The sequence below is a fragment of the Serratia sp. N21D137 genome (genome assembly GCF_047530005.1).
Lineage (GTDB): Bacteria > Pseudomonadota > Gammaproteobacteria > Enterobacterales > Enterobacteriaceae > Chania > Chania fonticola_B.
The window spans coordinates 75818-94491 of the sequence record NZ_JBLJAJ010000021.1 but is presented as its reverse complement, the minus strand read 5'-3'; the positions used below and the strand labels follow the sequence as shown (position 1 = coordinate 94491).

The 18674-nt window shown below is 44.8% G+C and carries 13 protein-coding genes and 10 pseudogenes; 13 read left to right on the top strand and 10 right to left on the bottom strand.

What is annotated here, in order from left to right:
• On the top strand, positions 1 to 95 hold a 95-nt coding region (locus ACMV5H_RS17020), incomplete at its 5' end, for an IS3 family transposase (RefSeq protein ID WP_156293548.1).
• Between the two features lie 28 nt (positions 96 to 123).
• On the opposite strand, the pseudogene ACMV5H_RS17015 reads toward ACMV5H_RS17020, so the two are convergent.
• The 6 genes and pseudogenes from ACMV5H_RS17015 to ACMV5H_RS16990 all read right to left on the bottom strand — a co-directional run.
• Positions 124 to 975 (bottom strand): annotated as a pseudogene (locus ACMV5H_RS17015) (IS630 family transposase); the annotation flags it as partial.
• Between the two features lie 174 nt (positions 976 to 1149).
• Positions 1150 to 1257 (bottom strand): annotated as a pseudogene (locus ACMV5H_RS17010) (IS3 family transposase); the annotation flags it as partial.
• A gap of 267 nt (positions 1258 to 1524) precedes the next feature.
• A complete protein-coding gene (locus tag ACMV5H_RS17005) occupies positions 1525 to 2103 on the bottom strand; it encodes a helix-turn-helix transcriptional regulator (RefSeq protein ID WP_414822146.1) in 579 nt (192 codons plus the stop codon).
• Positions 2104 to 2263: 160 nt separating this feature from the next.
• A pseudogene (locus tag ACMV5H_RS17000) lies at positions 2264 to 2484 on the bottom strand (IS6 family transposase); the annotation flags it as partial.
• Between the two features lie 89 nt (positions 2485 to 2573).
• Positions 2574 to 2942: an autotransporter outer membrane beta-barrel domain-containing protein gene (locus ACMV5H_RS16995; protein ID WP_414822145.1), complete on the bottom strand. Its 369-nt coding sequence runs from the start codon at positions 2940 to 2942 to the stop codon at positions 2574 to 2576.
• A gap of 781 nt (positions 2943 to 3723) precedes the next feature.
• On the bottom strand, positions 3724 to 4632 hold the full coding sequence (locus ACMV5H_RS16990) for an IS5 family transposase (protein ID WP_414822144.1): 909 nt from the start codon (positions 4630 to 4632) through the stop codon (positions 3724 to 3726).
• Between the two features lie 684 nt (positions 4633 to 5316).
• Between ACMV5H_RS16990 and fimA the strand changes: the two genes are divergently transcribed.
• From fimA to ACMV5H_RS16950, 8 genes and pseudogenes are all read left to right on the top strand, one after another.
• Positions 5317 to 5877 carry a type 1 fimbrial major subunit FimA gene (gene fimA / locus ACMV5H_RS16985; protein WP_414822143.1) on the top strand — a complete coding sequence of 187 codons (561 nt, stop codon included), beginning with the start codon at positions 5317 to 5319 and terminating at the stop codon, positions 5875 to 5877.
• Between the two features lie 178 nt (positions 5878 to 6055).
• Positions 6056 to 6595, top strand: a complete 540-nt coding sequence (locus tag ACMV5H_RS16980; RefSeq protein ID WP_223537452.1) for a fimbrial protein — start codon at positions 6056 to 6058, stop codon at positions 6593 to 6595.
• 116 nt (positions 6596 to 6711) lie between these two features.
• Complete coding sequence (locus ACMV5H_RS16975) at positions 6712 to 7368, top strand: fimbria/pilus periplasmic chaperone (RefSeq protein WP_223538504.1); 657 nt, start codon at positions 6712 to 6714, stop codon at positions 7366 to 7368.
• 25 nt (positions 7369 to 7393) lie between these two features.
• Positions 7394 to 10072, top strand: a complete 2679-nt coding sequence (locus ACMV5H_RS16970) for a fimbrial biogenesis usher protein (RefSeq protein WP_414822142.1) — start codon at positions 7394 to 7396, stop codon at positions 10070 to 10072.
• 10 nt (positions 10073 to 10082) lie between these two features.
• Positions 10083 to 10613 carry a fimbrial protein gene (locus ACMV5H_RS16965; RefSeq protein ID WP_223538506.1) on the top strand — a complete coding sequence of 177 codons (531 nt, stop codon included), beginning with the start codon at positions 10083 to 10085 and terminating at the stop codon, positions 10611 to 10613.
• A 13-nt stretch (positions 10614 to 10626) separates the two neighbouring features.
• Positions 10627 to 11130, top strand: a complete 504-nt coding sequence (locus ACMV5H_RS16960; protein ID WP_223537453.1) for a fimbrial protein — start codon at positions 10627 to 10629, stop codon at positions 11128 to 11130.
• A gap of 79 nt (positions 11131 to 11209) precedes the next feature.
• A pseudogene (locus ACMV5H_RS16955) lies at positions 11210 to 11660 on the top strand (DDE-type integrase/transposase/recombinase).
• Between the two features lie 176 nt (positions 11661 to 11836).
• Entirely contained in the window at positions 11837 to 12781 is a 945-nt protein-coding gene (locus ACMV5H_RS16950) for a fimbrial protein (protein ID WP_223537456.1), read from the top strand.
• A 71-nt stretch (positions 12782 to 12852) separates the two neighbouring features.
• On the opposite strand, the pseudogene ACMV5H_RS16945 reads toward ACMV5H_RS16950, so the two are convergent.
• Positions 12853 to 13085, bottom strand: a pseudogene (locus ACMV5H_RS16945) (transposase); the annotation flags it as partial.
• Between the two features lie 56 nt (positions 13086 to 13141).
• Between ACMV5H_RS16945 and ACMV5H_RS16940 the strand changes: the two are divergent.
• Positions 13142 to 13303 (top strand): annotated as a pseudogene (locus ACMV5H_RS16940) (Tn3 family transposase); the annotation flags it as partial.
• A gap of 152 nt (positions 13304 to 13455) precedes the next feature.
• On the opposite strand, the gene ACMV5H_RS16935 reads toward ACMV5H_RS16940, so the two are convergent.
• Positions 13456 to 14379: a fimbrial protein gene (locus ACMV5H_RS16935; protein WP_223537458.1), complete on the bottom strand. Its 924-nt coding sequence runs from the start codon at positions 14377 to 14379 to the stop codon at positions 13456 to 13458.
• A gap of 444 nt (positions 14380 to 14823) precedes the next feature.
• Here ACMV5H_RS16935 and ACMV5H_RS16930 point away from each other — a divergent pair.
• Positions 14824 to 15045 (top strand): annotated as a pseudogene (locus tag ACMV5H_RS16930) (IS630 family transposase); the annotation flags it as partial.
• Positions 15046 to 15431: 386 nt separating this feature from the next.
• Here ACMV5H_RS16930 and ACMV5H_RS16925 read toward each other — a convergent pair.
• Both ACMV5H_RS16925 and ACMV5H_RS16920 read right to left on the bottom strand, forming a co-directional pair.
• A pseudogene (locus ACMV5H_RS16925) lies at positions 15432 to 15760 on the bottom strand (transposase); the annotation flags it as partial.
• Positions 15761 to 15910: 150 nt separating this feature from the next.
• Positions 15911 to 16602, bottom strand: a pseudogene (locus ACMV5H_RS16920) (winged helix-turn-helix domain-containing protein); the annotation flags it as partial.
• A gap of 37 nt (positions 16603 to 16639) precedes the next feature.
• Here ACMV5H_RS16920 and ACMV5H_RS16915 point away from each other — a divergent pair.
• Both ACMV5H_RS16915 and cysG read left to right on the top strand, forming a co-directional pair.
• A pseudogene (locus tag ACMV5H_RS16915) lies at positions 16640 to 17117 on the top strand (Tn3 family transposase); the annotation flags it as partial.
• Positions 17118 to 17241: 124 nt separating this feature from the next.
• The gene (cysG, locus tag ACMV5H_RS16910; RefSeq protein WP_223537460.1) at positions 17242 to 18672 is read left to right on the top strand and encodes a siroheme synthase CysG; all 1431 of its coding nucleotides are present in this window, start codon (positions 17242 to 17244) and stop codon (positions 18670 to 18672) included.
• Positions 18673 to 18674 lie beyond the last annotated feature (2 nt).

The following is an 18674-nucleotide window of genomic DNA, read 5'->3' as shown; positions in this document are numbered from 1 at the left end:
TTAATTATATCGAGTGCGATTACAATCGCTGGCGTCGCCACAGTGCCTGTGGTGGTCTTAGCCCGGAACAATTTGAAAAACAGAACCTCGCTTAGCCATGTGTCCATTGTTCGTGGGTAAGATCACATCATTGACCCAGGGGGGAATAAACAGGTTGGTAAAGCAGGATAAATTTGGGGTTGTTTTTAGCCATTCCAGCGTCTTCTGGTTTTTATGAGTAATGTAGTTATCCATTATCAATGTGATGCTTTCTGCCCGTCTGTATGTTCGCCTGAGAAGTTTCTTATTTACTCCACTAACATAATGTACTTTCCCTGTGCCTGCATGGAGCACGCCTGCAAGGTAGTGTTTCTCGTTTTTACCTAGGGTCGAACACGTTTTTGTTGACGTATCAGTTGCCAATCAGCATCAATTTTCGGATATCAAGTCGATATCGACTTCATCTTCATAGTACACGGGATGAACCGAACTGTTTCTCTCCAAAGTTTCTGTTATTGCTGACATTTTCTCGTCTTTTTGGGGGCTCTGATATGAAGTGTCGGAGCCGCTCTTCGCCAGACCAGATTTGCCAAGGATAGCCACTTTCTCATCGTGGTCGGATGACTAGCGGTGTTAAAAATCCTATTAGTTTCAATGGTAAACAACACACTGCGCCAGCGAGAACGCAGATAACCATACTCTTGAGGCGAATGCTGTACAAACAATGGGAGTGTGCAAAGGATGCTTTCTTTTTCAAGCCACCGCAGGGGGCGGCCAGGGGGTAAACTTTTTAGTCCTTCACAACCATATAGCGTGAACCAGTTTATCCAGCGGCCAATAGAAGAACGGGCGGTACAAAGCACCTTTGCGGCATGGGTAACAGGGTCTCCGTGGTGGAGCATAAGCGTCGCCATAAGCCGACGGACCATGTGTTTGCTGGATAGTTTTTTGCGTGGTTTTGCGTTCATCAGTCGATATGGATGCTATGATCGGCATAACTCAGTCCGACGGGGTTGCTTGTTCTCATCGACGATTGATCAGAACGCTCAAACCGGATTGAGTTCCCTCTAGTGATCTACTAACAGCGCTGAAGAAAAAAGAGGTCACTGTCCTCCTGGCTTATGTATGTCTGATAGATCTTATCTTCGATACCATAGACAGTTACTGTCCTCACGGTGAGGCCTTTTCGAAGGCCTCCGGACTGGCGTCACCGAGATGACTGCCAGTCCGGGTACGGTTATAGAACACTTCAATATAATTGAAAATATCCGCCCGGGCCTTATTTACTTTCTGACTTAAAATCAACAAGGATGACGACTTTAAACAGCTACATATTTGGTTTTACGAATACTGATTATTGATGATATGAACGGCCAACTGGCCTGTTGAGGAGCCTGTAAAACGGAAAGGCTCATCTGAAGGCGTATATTTTCTAGCGGTATATTAGTCGCTGAACTCATCTAGGCGCGGGCAATTAAGTTCATTCAGACGCCGGATAGATTCAATCCTGTTAACGATATATTCAAAATCAGGTTGCAAAAACGGCTATGACCATAGATTCCTGCTTCTGAGATGAGCCCCAGTTGAATTTAATATTTTTTCCTTGATCGGCCATAGCTCAAATATATTTCTACCTCCAAGTTTATGAAATGCTCTCTTCCTGTGACCATAAACGGTTTTTATTGAAATACCTAGATGCTTACTCATGAAGTTAGGGCTTTTTCCTTGAAGAACGTATTGTAATATGGTAACCTCTCTTTTCGTTAGTTTTTCCATTACACTATTAGGTTGGTTTTCATCGTCTTTTGAGTGAATTTCCATTAAAATATTGTCAACGATGTCACGAACGGTAAGGGAAACCTTATTAAAATTATTACTGTGGTTTTTATTTGTGGGAATGAAAACCATTTTTCCATTAAAAAAACCAGTTGCGGCCAACAAGAGGGTATTAGCATTGTAATTATCTAAGAAAAATAAAAAAACCTCTTTCTCTTTTTGTGTGGTCCTATGTATTGTATTTATGTCCTTGGAGGACACTTTTAATATATTATTGTCCTCATCATCTAACTGGTGATGTATACCAAGAAAAAAATAGCTGTTATCAGTAATTACATTAATTTTCATTTTTTAACCTCCTTATTTGTTGGTGCTGTTACGTGGCTATTTTTACACTGGCGTTAAAAATAGTGCCAAGGTTACTTTTTACTAGGAATTAGTAAGCCTAATATAATCGCTTGTGCCGTATTGGCGTAGGAATGTCAGCCAAATAGGTATTTCTTTTTTTAGTTCTATCTATGCGCCACCGCAGACCGATAATGCGCTTTTGTCGGCGAAAAACCCTATCCAGCGGTGAACTTTAGTGTGATCAGTAATAATGCTACGTTCTGCCATCACCTCTTCCTGATTACATAAAATCAGGAGGTAAGCCAGATACTAGCAGACACACTGCGCGATAACATTGATGGGGTAATATAAGCGCCTGAAGGATTTTCGGTTCAGAGGTATCCGTTACGGGTTCTATGTTGATCCGGTGCAAGTAATTCAACAGTAGTACGCTTAACGGCTGCAATAAACCAGGGCACCGATATCGACTCTTAGCCGTCGAATAAATAAACTACTAAACAATAAACGAATAGCCAAAAAAGGCCGCATAGACAAAAAGTAACCAGCCAAACCTTCCCCCTAAAGCTCATAGTTCTCCCAGATGTAAGCTCTGATAACCATCCTAGCCCGACTCCCTGTTGATGGTCGTAACGATTGCTTTGCGTGTCAGGCTGGCCACTGCGGTCTTTTAAGCCATTATGCCCACTCACTTGACGCAGCCACGAACTCGTCACCTTTTGCTCTCCCGTTAACAACATATAAGTATACTGTGTTTCCCTTAGGCGGGCGTGCAACCGCTTAATAAACATTGTGTTAGCTGCAACCAGGTTTGCGGTATAGCTGACTAACTCTGGACGCACTGTCTGTGTACCAGACTTCTTTATCAGTACCTTGTCAGGTAATGCAAAAAGAGGATGCTCACTGTTCTGATGAGGATAATCAATCGCCTACTTTCAGTAACTCATTCCCCATCATTTTCCTACCTGACATGCGTTGAAGTTCTTTAAGTTACCTCTCCACAACGTCCAGCTCTGAAACAGGTACAACCTATTCTTAAAACTAAAACCATAGACCGGCCTGTTCTCACTTTAAGATTTGCTAGTGACAATATATACAATGAAGTTTATGACGGTTCAATTTATAACTAACATTTTAATTCAGTGTAATTATTTAAGGTTGTTTGATGGTCTTGATTAGGGTAATGCAGGCTAGATCAGTATCTGAAGTCAAATGCTATCATTTGATATTCATCGGGATTTTATTTTATAAAAACCTGGTTATCTGTCGGATAGCGGTCAGTATAGTCTAATGAGATGCATTATTAATAATTAACTGTTCTGGGAAATAAATTATTTAAAAGAATGATATTTATTAATTAAATATAATGATTATTATGGGTAATTGATGAATTAAATGATCTAAATCAAAAATTAACCTATTTAGTTGATGTGATTTCTGGAATTGATTATCACGACTTAATTTTTTATAAATTTTAAGTTATTAATTTTTGGTGCTATGATAATTGTGGTATTTTTGATGTGAATCACATTTTCATTATGAGATTCTTCCATCAGTATCGGGATATTTTAGCCGGAATTGGATTTTGTTGAATAAATAGCTTTTAGGGCTTTGTTGAATAAATCAGATTTGGACAAAAGCGAGCGTCATCTTGTTCAATGCACGGATCATCACCATAGCCTCACCGACCTGCGCATCATAGTCACGCAGCATAAGGTACCCGCCGAACAGTTGTTTGACTCGGTACATCGCCGTTTCGGCCACCGACTGCCGGTTGTAAGCCGTGTTCCATTTCCAGTAGGCGTTACTCCCGGTAAGCCGCTGCCTCGCTACCACCTGATTTCTGTCCGCGTATTCTGTTGGCCAGTAACCTGCACGGGCTCGCGGCGGGATCAGTACCTTGATTTTCTTACGTCTTAGCTCGTCATGGCACCGCTTTGTGTCATAAGCCCCGTCAGCTGAATCCACCTGGATTTTCCGGTGGGTCTGGCGGATAAGACCCGAGAATGCCTCTGCATCGGTCACGTTGTTCAGGGACTGGTCAGCACAGATAACCTCGTGGGTTTCGGCATCCACGGCGAGGTGCAGTTTTCGCCAAACGCGGCGCTTTTCCTGGCCGTGATTTTTCACCTTCCACTCGCCTTCACCGAAAACTTTCAATCCGGTGGAATCGATAATGAGATGCGCGATCTCGCCGCGTGTGGTGTTTTTAAAAGGGATGCAGACGAACTTGGCTCGTCTGCTGACGCAGGAATAATCCGGGCAACGAAGTGGGAGCTTCATTAACGTAAAAATGAAATCCATGAAGCCCTGAGCGGCACGTAGCGTAAGTCGAAAGACACGTTTGAGCATCATTACGGTGGCAATAGCTAATGCAGAATAACGTTGTGGTCGCCCTCGTGAAGACGTTTTGGGACCGTCGTACCAGGCCTGGATGACAGACTCATCAAGCCAGAATGTCAGTGAACCCCGATTGACGAGCGCCTTGTTGTAGGTGTTCCAGTTGGTGATTTTAAACTTTTTCTTTGCCATTGGATACCGCCAGAGGGGACAGGAATGTGGTGATCTGAACCTGATTGCGCCCAAAAGATCGATTTATTCAACAAAGCCACCCATTTATCGAAAAACACATGGTTTACTTATTGGACGCATCATCCCCGAGGGCGACTTAATGCGACAGAACCCAAAAACCTGACCTTTATCACATATTCTTTAGATATTACGTTGATGTTATCTAATGATTTGGGATTTTTAAACAAAGAAATCACTATAAACAATCCTAAGAATTATATCACCAAACTCAATTGGTTTTTGACTTGGATCATTTTATTCCTCAATTGGTTATAAAAAATATCATAATTTATTAATGTTTGTTTTTTTATTTATTATTTTAATTTATGAATAAATTCATCAGTAATAATCTTTTTCCTGATTGCACCTATCGGGTGCTTGACTAGGCATAAAGATAGAAATTTTGTGATAAATCAACAAAATAAATTTTATGTCTGATGGCCTTGATTCTTATCGGCCTTCACTGACTTAAATATTATTTTCACATAAACTTAAATAACTATGTTGTATTGAGCTGCTCAAATTTAAGTTGAGCTGTAAGAGGTTGTTTGTATATTCTTCTTCCGGAAGTTGAATGCTGTTTCTGCGAACAGTCCTTTAACCCCTGATTACGGGGTTCAATAAAAAATAATGAGGGTTTTTATAATGATTAAAAAAGTAAAAACATTGTCAATAATGACTTTGGCAGCACTGTCTTTGAGCGCTGCTGTAGCGCATGCGGCAACGACAGCGACTATTGTAAATGGTGGCACCGTGCATTTCAAAGGAGAAGTGGTCAATGCAGCTTGTGCAGTAGATACAAATTCTTCTGATTCAACCGTTTTAATGGGGCAAGTACGTTCTGCCAAGCTTGCCACTCAGGGAGCCACAAGTACGGCTGTTGGTTTTAATATACAACTGAATGATTGTGATACCAGTGTTTCAACTCATGCTTCAGCTGCATTTTTTGGTCCTACCGTAAACAGCACCAATACGACTGTACTGGCATTACAGAATTCAGCAGCCGGTAGTGCCACTAATGTTGGTATACAAATCCTGGATCAGACAGGTACCCCACTGGTAATGAATGGTACAACCTTCAGTGCACAAAGCACATTAAGTAATGGTACTAACATTCTCCCCTTCCAAGCCCGTTACTTTGCAACAGGTGCTGCCACCCCAGGTATTGCTAACGCAGATGCTACCTTCAAGGTGCAATATCAATAACAATCAGATTGTTGCAAGGATAACTTCTTGACTGAGACCGCGCCTTAATTTGTATCCAGCCTATTCAGGGATTGTTTACTTATTCAGCGTATTTATTATCAGTAATTGTTACAGGGATGATTTATCTGGCCAGGAAGGCTAGGCGCTGGTCTTCAGTAACAAAACCGGAGAGATGCTGATGCAGCGGAGGAAAGCATTGTTGTTCATGATGTTATTTTCGTCAGCGGCTATGGCGGGTAATCGCTGGAATGTTACTTTACCTGGAGGAAGCATGCATTTTCAGGGAAACGTCATTGCAGAAGCCTGCCGAGTTGAGGCAGGGGATCAGGAGATGACGGTCAGGATGGGGCAGCTTAGTAGCAACAAGGTTTCTGGTGTTGGCAGTGATGCTTATCCGGTGCCTTTTACTATTCATTTACAGGACTGCAATACCAATGTAAGCCAACGTATCGGTGTAGCATTCTATGGTGTTGCAGATGACAAAAATCCAGAAGTGCTTTCTGTTGAGAGCACTTCAAATAGCGCAACAGGTGTGGGGATTGGGCTATTTGACGAACAGAACCAACTCATTCGATTGAATAGCCCTCCATTGACTTATAAATCACTAAAGTCTGGAGCTATGGATCTGCATTTTGTTGCGAAATACCGTGCTACAAGCCGTGAAGTAACTGGCGGTGTTGCCAATGCGCAAGCATGGTTTTCATTGACCTATGATTGATCCGCATATTTTTAATAAACGTAATCTCATGCTTTTATTAAATTTACATAGAGATGAAATAAAAAGGTGAAAATGTGATTAAAAGAGCGGGTTTAATTGAAAAACTGTTTTTTGGAATGTTGTTCCTGGGAATGACATCCGCATTCAGTGTGCAGGCCAGTGTCGCACTTGGCACCACGCGAGTTATTTACCCATCCGACCAAAAACAAGTGCAGTTGACTGTAAATAATAATGATAAAAAAAGCACCTATCTGATCCAGTCGTGGGTTGAAAATATGAATGGACAGAAAGACGGACTCTTTGTTATCACGCCACCACTTTTTGCCATGCAGGGAAAAAAAGAGAATACGTTGCGTATTATTGATGCGACTAATGGGCGATTACCAAAGGATCGAGAAAGCCTTTTTTGGATTAGTGTGAAAGCAATCCCATCAATGGAAAAGCAAAAGCAGAATGCCAATGTATTGCAAATAGCTATTATTAGCAAAATTAAACTCCTTTATCGGCCGATAAACTTGCCTCTTTCTCCTGAGCAGGCTCAAGATAAACTACAGTTCAAACGGCTGGATAATAAGCTTGTATTATCTAACCCAACGCCGTATTTTTTAACCGTTACTGATTTGCGTATTGGTACTAAGGAACTGGAAAATGCACTCGTTCCTCCAATGGGGGCAACATCGGTACCCTTACCTTCTGGTAGCAGTGGAAATATAACGTATCGTACGATTAATGATTATGGCGCGTTGACACCTCAAATACAAAGCAAGATGTAATAATCTCAAGCAGGATCTTGCCTACATGGTCTCATCGTTATTGATAGCCGGCGAGTTACTTCAGACCGGAGGGGATATGCTATATTTGAAATGCAGAGTACGAAAAAATAGATCCCGGCATATCTGTCGCTATCATTTATCATTCGCATTTTTTGCACTGATGATGGAGATATGCAGTTTTTCAGCTCAGGCTGAGTTATACTTTAATCCCCGTTTTCTATCGGATGACCCATCTAGCGTAGCTGATTTATCCGGATTTGAAAAAGGTCAAGAAGTACCAGAGGGCACATATAGGGTTGATGTTTATATAAATAATGGCTTTTGGTCTACTCGAGATATCACTTTTCATGCCGGTGAAGACGGTCAGCAGTTATCCCCGTGTTTGACCCGTGGCCAACTTGCCGCTATGGGCGTGAATACGTTGTCAGTACCTGGTATGGGCGCTTTAGCGGCTAGAACCTGTGTACCATTGTCAAGACTGATCAAAGATGCCACCACCCAATTTGATGTCGGGCAGCAACGATTATATTTAACTGTACCTCAGGTATATATGGATAATCGCGCCAGAGGCTATATCCCACCGGATCAGTGGGATAATGGAATTACCGCGGGCTTATTGAATTATAATTTAACCGGTAATAATGTGCACACGCGTAACGGAGGAAGGACAAATTACGCTTACTTATCTTTGAATTCGGGGGTTAATCTAGGGGCGTGGCGCCTACGTGATATCTCAAACTGGAGTTACAATAGTGGAAACAGTAGTGTAAATAGTGCTGAAAATAAAAACAAATGGCAGCATGTGAATACATGGCTGGAGCGAGATATTGTGCCTTTCCGCTCCCGGTTGACGGTGGGGGACAGCTATACCCGTGGTGATGTTTTCGATGGGCTTAATTTTCGAGGTGTGCAAATAGCTTCTGATGACAACATGCTACCGGATAGTCAGAAAGGGTTTGCTCCAACAATTCATGGTATTGCCCGAGGCACCGCACAGGTATCGATAAAACAGAATGGATATGATATCTACCAGACTACTGTTCCACCAGGACCTTTTACGATTAATGATCTTTATGCTGCCGGTAATAGCGGCGATCTTAAGGTAACAATTACTGAGGCAGATGGCAGCTCACAAGTATTCACTGTACCTTATGCCTCCGTTCCTGGACTACTGCGTGAGGGACAGACCCGGTACACTTTAACTGCTGGTGAATACCGCAGTGGAAATAAGCAGCAGTCTAAACCCAAGTTTGCTCAGGGCGTCATAATGAAAGGATTTCCTGAAGGCTGGACCTTGTATGCAGGAACCCAGCTCGCCGACCGGTACCGCGCAATTAATGTTGGGATCAGTAAAAATATGGGTATTTTGGGGGCTTTGTCATTTGATATTACTGATGCGAAAGCGACGTTACCTGACGGCAGTGAACATCAGGGGCAGTCATTACGATTTTTATATAACAAATCGTTAAATGAGCTGGGTACTAATATTCAATTGGTTGGTTATCGATACTCCACGCAAGGATACTTTAATTTGTCAGACACTGCATACTCAAGAATGAGTGGTTACAGTGTAATAACGCAGGATGGGGCCATACAGGTTAAACCAAAATATACCGACTATTATAACCTCGCATATAATAAACGAGGGAGGGTTCAGGTTAGCCTAACGCAACAATTGGCTAATCAGATGACTCTGTATCTTAGTGGCAGTCATCAGACTTATTGGGGAACCAATAAGGCCGACGAACAATTACAAGCGGGGCTGAGTGCTGCCACTGGTGATATTAATTGGACGGTAAGTTATAGCCTTGCAAAAAATGCTTGGCAAAATGGTCGTGACCAGATGTTGGCATTTAATATAAATATTCCATTTAGTCACTGGATGCGCTCAGATAGTACATCAGCATGGCGACATGCCAGCGCCAGTTATAGCATGTCAAATGATCTTAACGGACGCACGACTAATCTAGCCGGGATATATGGCACACTGCTAGAAGATAATAACCTGAGTTACAGCATGCAAACGGGCTATGCTGTTGGGAGTCATAATGGAAATGGTAGTTCTGGCTATGCAGCGTTGAACTACCGTGGCACCAATGGCAATGCGAATATAGGTTACAGTCGAAATGATGGATTTAGTCAGCTCTATTATGGAATGAGTGGCGGTATTTTGGCTCATGAAAATGGCTTGACGCTGAGTCAACCGATGAATGATACGGTTGTTTTGGTGAAAGCGCCTGGTGCCGGTAATGTAAAAGTGGAAAACCAGACCGGGATTCGTACTGACTGGCGAGGTTATGCCGTGCTGCCTTACTCGATGGATTATAGAGAGAACCGCGTGGCGTTAGACACAAATACATTGGCAGACAATGTGGATTTGGATGATGCAGTGGTCAGCGTGGTGCCGACACATGGTGCGGTGGTTCGGGCAGATTTTCGACCACGCATAGGGTTGAAGATATTAATGACATTACTCTTTGACGACAAGCCCGTACCATTTGGTGCGGTTGTATCGACGCCAGAGGGGCAGGGAGGAAGCATAGTGGCGGATAATGGGCAGGTTTATCTGACAGGGCTTCCGTTAAGCGGCCAGGTTATAGCGAAATGGGGCAAGAGTGCAGACACCCAGTGTGTGGCAACTTATGCATTACCACCTGAACGCCGGAAACAGGCACTGAATGAAGTGACTGCGACATCCAGGTAAGGAGCGGATGATGAAGGTAATACAGTTTATGCTTTCTGGTCTGTTGATACTGTTGGTATCCAGCCCCAGTCAAGCGGTGGACAGCACCATAACCATCTCCGGTAATGTGCAGGATAATGCTTGTGCTGTAGCGGTGGGGAGTCAGGATTTCACTGTGGATCTCATGAAATCATCGGCTAATCAGTTTAATGCCGTGAGAACTGTGACGCCCAAAGTACCATTCAGCATTGAGCTCACTGCTTGTGGTAGTAGTACAACAGCGGTAAAAGTGGGGTTTACCGGTACGGCAGATACCATTGATAACAGCTTGCTCAGGCTGAATAGTAATGCTGGCGCGGCTTCGGGGATTGGTGTGCAAATATTAGATGGCAACAGTAATACTGTCTTACTGAATGCAGACCAATCAACACTCTATTGGCAACCGTTAAAAGCCAATCAAAACAATACGCTAAACTATTATGCAAGATTGATGGCGACCAGACTGCCAGTTGTAGCCGGAGTCGTCGATGCAACCGGGATATTTACTCTAGAATTTCAGTAACTGGGGCATAATAATGAAAAAAATCATCTCTGGATTGATTCTGGCTGGTCTACTGTTAAGTAGTGTTTTTGCTGTTCAGGCTGCGGATGTGACTATTACTGTAACCGGGAGAGTGGTTGCGACGCCTTGTACGGTGTCGACGACCTCTGCAACGGTAGATCTCGGTGATTTGCAGACTTACGGCCTGAAGTTACCAGGATCATCATCAGCGTGGCATGATGTTGTTTTAAATTTGACTAACTGCCCTGCAGGAACCACAAGCGTGACCGCATTGTTTAGTGGTACATCAGGCGATTCGGGTTATTATAGAAATCAAGGAACGGCCCAAAATATTGAGATACAGTTACAAGATAGTGAGGGTAACCCGCTAAATAATGGGGGGCATAAAACTATTTCGGTAGGGGAAACAACGGCATCAGCCAGTTTCTCGCTAAAAGTCCGAGCTATAACTGTAAATGGTAGCGCAACACAAGGAAATATTCAGTCTGTAATTAATGTTACTTATACGTATTCCTGATAGATAGAGACTGAGGGGGATGTGGGCTGTCGTATTAAGGTGGCATCAGATAATATGCTTCTTGTGGTTTTGCCTGCCTATATCTCTAATCAGAAATGTATTCAAACGATTACATTATCCCGCCGATGTTATTGCTCAGTGTGCTTGCTGGTATCTGGCTTACGCCCTTAGCCTACGCAATCTTGAAGAAATTATGGCCGAGAGGAGGATTGTGATATGGCGAGTCTGAGGTGATTATTATCGATAAAAGTGGTGCTAATACAGTAACTTTAGTCATGCTCAACGCCGACAAACCGGATAAGGAGGCGATTACCATCAGGCAAAGTAAGTACTTGGACAACCTTGTTGAGCAAGAACACAGAAATATCAAACGATGGATACGACCGATGCAGGTATTCAAATCCTTTCAACGGGTACAGATCGTGTTAGCGGGTATTGAGTTGGTATAGATGATACGCAAATGACAATTTCACCATCTAGCCGAAGACCATTTATCTTCTGCTAACGAAATTTATCTGTTGGCTGCCTAAAAATATCGGTAGCGCAACGTTTGCTGACTTGTTGTCGTTAATGCGACAGAACTCTGCAGGCCACGCAAGTGCTTTGGGTTCAGGCAACCTTCAGTGGTGTCTGCAGTGCTAAGAATGGCGGCTTAGAGTTGAATTTCGGACTTGAGTCCGCTGGTCAAATATAAGGAAGTGAATGGATGAAAATTATTTCTTTGTTTGCATATCGTATAATGTTTTTCATTTGGTTAATTGCAGGCTTATCAACAGCACATGCTAACTGTGTTAGTGGGCAAGCAATACCGGTTCCGATTTCAATTAATTTTGGTAGTCATGTTACAATCCCAATCACTGCTCCTGTGGGGAGCACTATTGCGTCGATACAACTACCTCCCACTGGTCAACTTGTCGCTAGCTGTACTAATGGTGGTGGGTACCTTTACTACAATATGTTTTTACAGCCATCAAATATACCCCATGTGTACAAAACTAACTTAGAGGGAGTCGGTATTTTATTGAAAACAGGACGATATTTTGAAAATCCACCCAGTAAGTATCAGTACGGCGCTTCTGCTGGTTGGGTCAATAATGTTTGGGATTCGAGTTACAAGACAGTTAGTTTAGTCAAGACCGGCGATATAACTCCCGGCTCCCTTCAGTCTACCAAAGTTGGCAGCTGGTATGCTGACGATAGAATAGAACCGATGGTGTTTACGCTGACTGCCGGGGCAGTTATATCGCAATCTTGTGTTGTTAGCACACCGAATGTTAATGTTCCTTTAGATGATGTAGTTTCAAGTGACCTGACGGCTATTGGCTCAACGGCAAAGCCCAAGCCATTTAACGTTGAATTAATCTGTGACAAAAGTGTACCAATCTACTTTACTGCTAATGGGATAACTGATCCAGATGCTGGAAGTGACGGTGTATTAAAAAATACTGAAACATCAGGGGCTGCCAGCGGAGTGGGAGTGCAGATTATATACAATGGTACCCCGTTAAAACTCAATAACAAATTACAAGTAACAACATCGCCTAGTGGGCAAGAAAATTTACAGTTTTCCGCTCAGTATTACAAAACTAAAAATACAGCGTTTCCTGGCACGGTAAGAGCCATAATGACCATTGACATATCATATATGTAGATTTTAGCCTGTCCATAATTTTGTGTAATTGCCAACCGAATGAACAACCCCGCAGCAAGCAGCGGGGTATCTCAAAACAGTGCCAACTGATGAGTTGAGTGCAGTTTGTGGTATTCATTTCCTTGATTTTTAACATACTGCCCGATCATCTACTCATCTCCGTATTTACCAACCGTACTCGCAAAATAATAGTCAGTCCAAAACTCGCCGTCCCACAGGATTTTGGGCAACGCTTGAATATCTCACGGGCTGTAAGGCTTTTGAGTGTGCTTGCGGTGAGCTCGTATTGACAGGTCGATGAGACCTACATCTGGTTTTCAGGGGGGCTTTTCGGACGGCGTTATCGCAAACAAGACGGAACTGCTGACGCGGGGCTACCTGCGCGATCCGCAGCTGGAGCGCATCGTCCACCGTTCGCAAAACCGGATCGAATCCTACCGCCAACTGCGCGCCGCCATCGCCCAAGTGGGCGGCAAGAAAGAGCTGACCGGCCGCACCGACATTGAAATCGAGATTAGCAACAGTGCACTAGGTTGATCTGGCAACGACGCTGCCGTGCTCGCACTGAAGGTGCGCTACGTTCATGGTTAGGAGCCTGAATCGCTTCTTTTGAGAACGCCTGACCATGAACGTAGCACTAACCGTCCTGGGATTTCAACGTACAACCCCATGTACTACCGATACATAAAGGTCACACTAATAACTGACTGTACATTGCCGGCGGTAACCTGACCAGTAGTCCTTGCATAAGCAGCCACTAAATCAAGCGAGACCGCTGAGGTTCCAACAGAACCTAAATCAACCCTTTCATTTGTCGCTAACGGGGCACCGTTATGTAACAGTTGCACTCCAACCCCCTGGGCTGGGGAATATGCGGTGTTGGTAAAAATTGTATTATTTTCTGGCGCCGTCGTTCCCGTCAGATAATAAGTGAGATTTTTGCTGGATACACAATGAATAGTGAGATCGACTGGTGTTTGATTGGCTGGATAGTCCGGTAATGACACAGTGACATTGCGACTTGATACATCACAGGTGCCTGTTGGCATACGCACATCATTACTTGCCACAATGTTCCAAGTGAAATATTTTGGGTTTTGGATAGCTCCAGTATCCCATACATACTCTTTGTGCATATTTATTGATGCAATACGCTCACCGGCTCTGATAAAAATCGCACCAGCAGGTGGGTCATTTACCGGAGTAAACGTCATTTGAAGCGGTAATGGTGTATAAGCTCCGCTCGTTATGCTTACACTATCTGTCGCACCTGTCAATGGAATTGGGTAGGATCGACCATTCCATATAATTGTTCCCTCTAAAGATGAAATAGAGCTGGCAAAAGCCGTACCTGCTGTCAATTTGATGACATCAACAGCCCGATTATTCCATGGTGTCTCATTCAAACATTGAATGTGATCCCCTAAATCAAGCGCTATATTTTGACCCGGTCTGACTTGTGGGTTTATAGCTACACTTATATTAGTAGTTCCACTATCAATAGGGGCGCTATTGGCTGATGTTATGCATAAATATCCCCAGCTGACTTCTGAGTGCCCCATAAATATAGATAAAATAATGGCTAACCTTATCATCATAACGATAATACCTCTAATTGGTTTAGTTCGGTGGTCCATTTCCGAACGAGACGTAAAAAACCGTAAGTGGGCCCAGTGGGAGCGAAGCTACAAAATGCGATATTTGTCTTGGTAGGGTGTGCTGATTAACAAAAAACTATGATTTCCTCAATGCCTCAAATATCGATATCCATCGAAAACCTCTTGTACTGGAGGTGGCGGATCTGTTTGTTTTTCTCTTTGGTTTCTGACTGTATCTCATCACTAAATTTACTGAATTTTAGTTCCTAACAGTCCACATCCACTTTCTCCAGCACCTGCTCGACCTTCTCCTGAGGAAAACGCTTTTGCCAAATTGATGCCAATAGTTTTAACATTCATGATGGCCGTTCCGTTCAATTAGTGACGATTTATCGTCCCACTGTGGCACTAGAGATGGGAGGCGGCCATTCCATTAACAAAGCCCTGGAGTGGCTAAAAAAAAAGCCCAAATTTATCCTGCCTTACCAACTTGTTTATTCCCGCTGAGTCAATGATGTTGAACATCTCAGGCTTGCTCTGCGCGAAACCGTGACACGTAATCATAAATGTCGTTCGATGTGGCAACTGTTGCAGAAGGTAAAGCAGTTTATGATGGCGGTATCCTCCTTCGCGAGGGGGGGCCAACATGGAACCGAAAAAGTGTAGCACTATTAAGTACACCTATTTAGCGATAAGGTTACCTATAGTTATATCGACGCAATAGTGCTCCCCACAGGAGCAGTGACTGGGATTGCAACATGACTACCAAAATTAATTGAAATCGGAACCGGTGTTGCTTGTCCACTAACACAGTTAGCATGTGCTGTTGATAAACCCACACCAAAAAACGTAAAATATTACACCAAGATGTAAGAAAATTCCCACCCGTTTATCCCCTCATACTGTATGCCTTAATTGTGGGTTTGATATCGGACATAACGCTACCTTCATGGAGAGTATATTATAGGGTTTAGCGGCAATCCACACTGTGACCAAAATCATATTTTTATATTAATATATATACTATACACAAGTTAACTTGAAGGTGCATTTTACAGTATCGGGAAATTATCATTAATACGACGAGCTAACGTACCTGCGATTGCAACCCATGTATGGTCAAAAAATTTATTTATCGCCGTCCTGAAGGCTTTTACAGTGGCGAAATAACGGTTATTTCGTACCTCTTCGTTCATCGCCTTCCATAACCGTATTATCGGGTTCAGATTGGGGCTATAAAGGGGCGGTTCATCACATATGCCCATTCTTTCACCAGCTCCGACCGCTGATAACTTGCGCCGTCAAGGATAATATACACCTTCTGACTCACCGGATAAGTCTCACGGATGGCGATAAAGAACCTACTGATATTCAAGCTGTTAGGCAATATCCCTTAATTTATTTTTATACAAACCAATACGATAGAAGCAGCGAATCAGAGTGATTTTCGAGCCAAAAATGCCAGAATCCACCCTAAAAATGCTCAGATTATGAACATATTCCCGTTTTTGGTAATGAAGGGACACAGCCTAATACTGTCATATTCTCGGATCACCGTACTGCCGATGTCGTTCAGATTCTGTGCACCCATGATGTTCAGTCTGGTGCGGCTACCTGTTGTTTCCGCAACGATTTCCTGGCCTTTGGGTATCCATCAATAAGCCAATTTTGCTCCCTGTGTTGGGTGCACACCATCAGTGAACAGGATGGGATCATCGCCCGCTTCCTGCTTCAGTTTCTCAATAGGTTTCCACGAACGCACGCTGTGCTTCAGCACAGTATTTGTGGGGAACACCGGTGGGCTTTTTGTAACTGAAGTCATTGCGGTGCAGCTACTTGTTCATGCTGAGAACGGTGTAACGGATATCCCACCACTCATTAACCAACTCAATGATAGCGTGCGTGATAGGGAGAAGATTATCCGTCAGATGAGTGATAAGTTCTGCTGTCTGTGCTTCACTGAGATGACTGTCAGAGCCCCCATTTTGGGGCTTGAGTTTTTCGTCATTAAGCCAATCATGCAAATGACGGCGAACCGTTGTTTCATCAATAAGCTGGGAATTAGCGATCATGGCGATAATCCAGTCATCAGCAGCGATAAGTACACATCGAATTCTGTCACGCATACATACGGCAATCCCTACTGCTTTTGTGCAGCATTTCCAGGGCTATCCGTTGCTCAGAAGTCAGATGTATTTTCATGTCGGCCAGCTTGATCCTCATCGTGAATAAAATCAAGCATCTTCATTGATCACGGGTTTATACAGCGGCACTTAAAGTAGAACGACCGAACCCGAGGCTATATTGAGGCGATGCGCCCGCAATAACATTCAGCCCCAACCTATAAGAAGGCATTAGCGGAGGTGGGCAAAGCGATTAAGACCATCTTCCTCTGTCGCTATTTGTAAGATGAGTCGCTGCGTTGTGAAATTAATGCGGGCCTCAACGTCGTGGAAAACTGGAACAGCGTCAATGATTTTATTTTTTATAGTGAGCACGGTGAATTTACCCGCAACTGGGCAGCGGACCAGGAGATATCGAAGCTGTCATTGCATTTGCTGCAAATCAGTCTGGTCTATATCAATACATTGTTGATCCAAAATGTGCTGTCGGAGCCGACCTAACGTCAGCGAATGACTGAAGAAGACTGGCGTGGTCTGACGTCATTGATATATCACCATGTTAATCCGTATGGCCGTATCGAACTGAATATGGATCAGCGGCTGGCGTTGGCCGCCTGTTTAGGCCTCAGTGCTGGCCGCCTTATTCCTTTTAAGAACATCTCATGCCTTTTCGTCATTTCAGGGGGCAAATCGCACGCCGTATAGTCACCCTATCAATCTGTTATATGAAAAGGCCGTTGTGGACTATCTACCAATATTTGCCGACCTGAAACACCGCCCTGTGCTGGTGGTTGGCGGCGGCGAAGTGGCTGCACGCAAAGTCGACCTCCTGCTACGCGCAGGGGCGCAGGTACGGATCGTGGCGCAGGCGCTCTCAGAAGAGCTGGAGCACCAACACCTGCAAGGGCGCGTTGAGTGGCTGGGGCAGAACTTTGTGCCGCAGCAGTTAGACGACGTCTTTCTGGTGATTGCCGCTACCGACGATAGCGCGCTGAACGCCGAGGTGTATGCCGAAGCGGATAAGCGCCGCGTGCTGGCCAACGTGGTGGATGACCAACCGCGCTGCTCCTTTATCTTCCCGTCGATTATCGATCGCTCACCGTTGGTGGTGGCCGTGTCATCTAGCGGCCAGGCACCGGTATTGGCGCGGATGTTACGTGAGAAGCTGGAGGCATTGCTGCCTGCCAGCCTGGGGCAGATGGCGGAACTGGCCGGAGGGTTGCGTGGCAAAGTGAAGCAACGGCTGGCTTCCATCGGGGCCAGACGCCGTTTCTGGGAGAAAACCTTCAACGGCCGTTTCGCGACGTTGGTGGCGAATGGCCAGACGGAGCAGGCGCAGCAGCAGTTGGAACAGGATTTAACGGCTTTTGCGCAGGGTAATGAGGGGGCGCAAGGTGAGATCGCACTGGTCGGGGCAGGCCCGGGCGATGTCGGCTTGTTGACCCTACGCGGGCTACAGGTGATGCAGCAGGCCGACGTGGTGCTTTACGATCACCTGGTGAGCGAAGAGACGCTGGATTTGGTGCGTCGCGACGCCGAACGTATCTGCGTGGGCAAACGCGCCGGTGCGCACTCGGTGATCCAGGAAGAAACCAATCGGCTGCTGGTGGAACTGGCGCAGCAGGGGAAGCGGGTAGTGCGGTTAAAAGGCGGCGATCCCTTTATCTTTGGCCGGGGTGGCGAAGAGTTACAGGTGGCCGCCGCTGCCGGGATCCCTTTCCAAGTGGTGCCGGGCGTAACCGCAGCAGCAGGGGCTACGGCCTATGCCGGTATTCCGCTAACGCACCGCGATCACGCACAAAGCGTGACCTTTATTACCGGCCATTGCCGTGACGATGACGACGGCTTGGATTGGCCTGCTCTGGCGCGGGCGCGTCAGACGTTGGCGATCTACATGGGTACGATGAAGGCGGCGGATATCAGCCGCAACCTGATTGCCCATGGCCGTGATGCGAGCACGCCAGTCGCTGTGATCAGCCGGGGGACGCGGGCCGATCAGCAGGTGCAGACTGGCACCTTACAACAGTTGGAACAATTAACTCGGCAGGCCCCGTTACCGGCGCTGCTGGTGATCGGTGAAGTGGTGGAATTACACCATCAAATCGCCTGGTTTGGGCATCAATCGCAGACGGCAGTGGCAGCGCGCCCGGCCGTCGTGAATTTGGCTTAAAG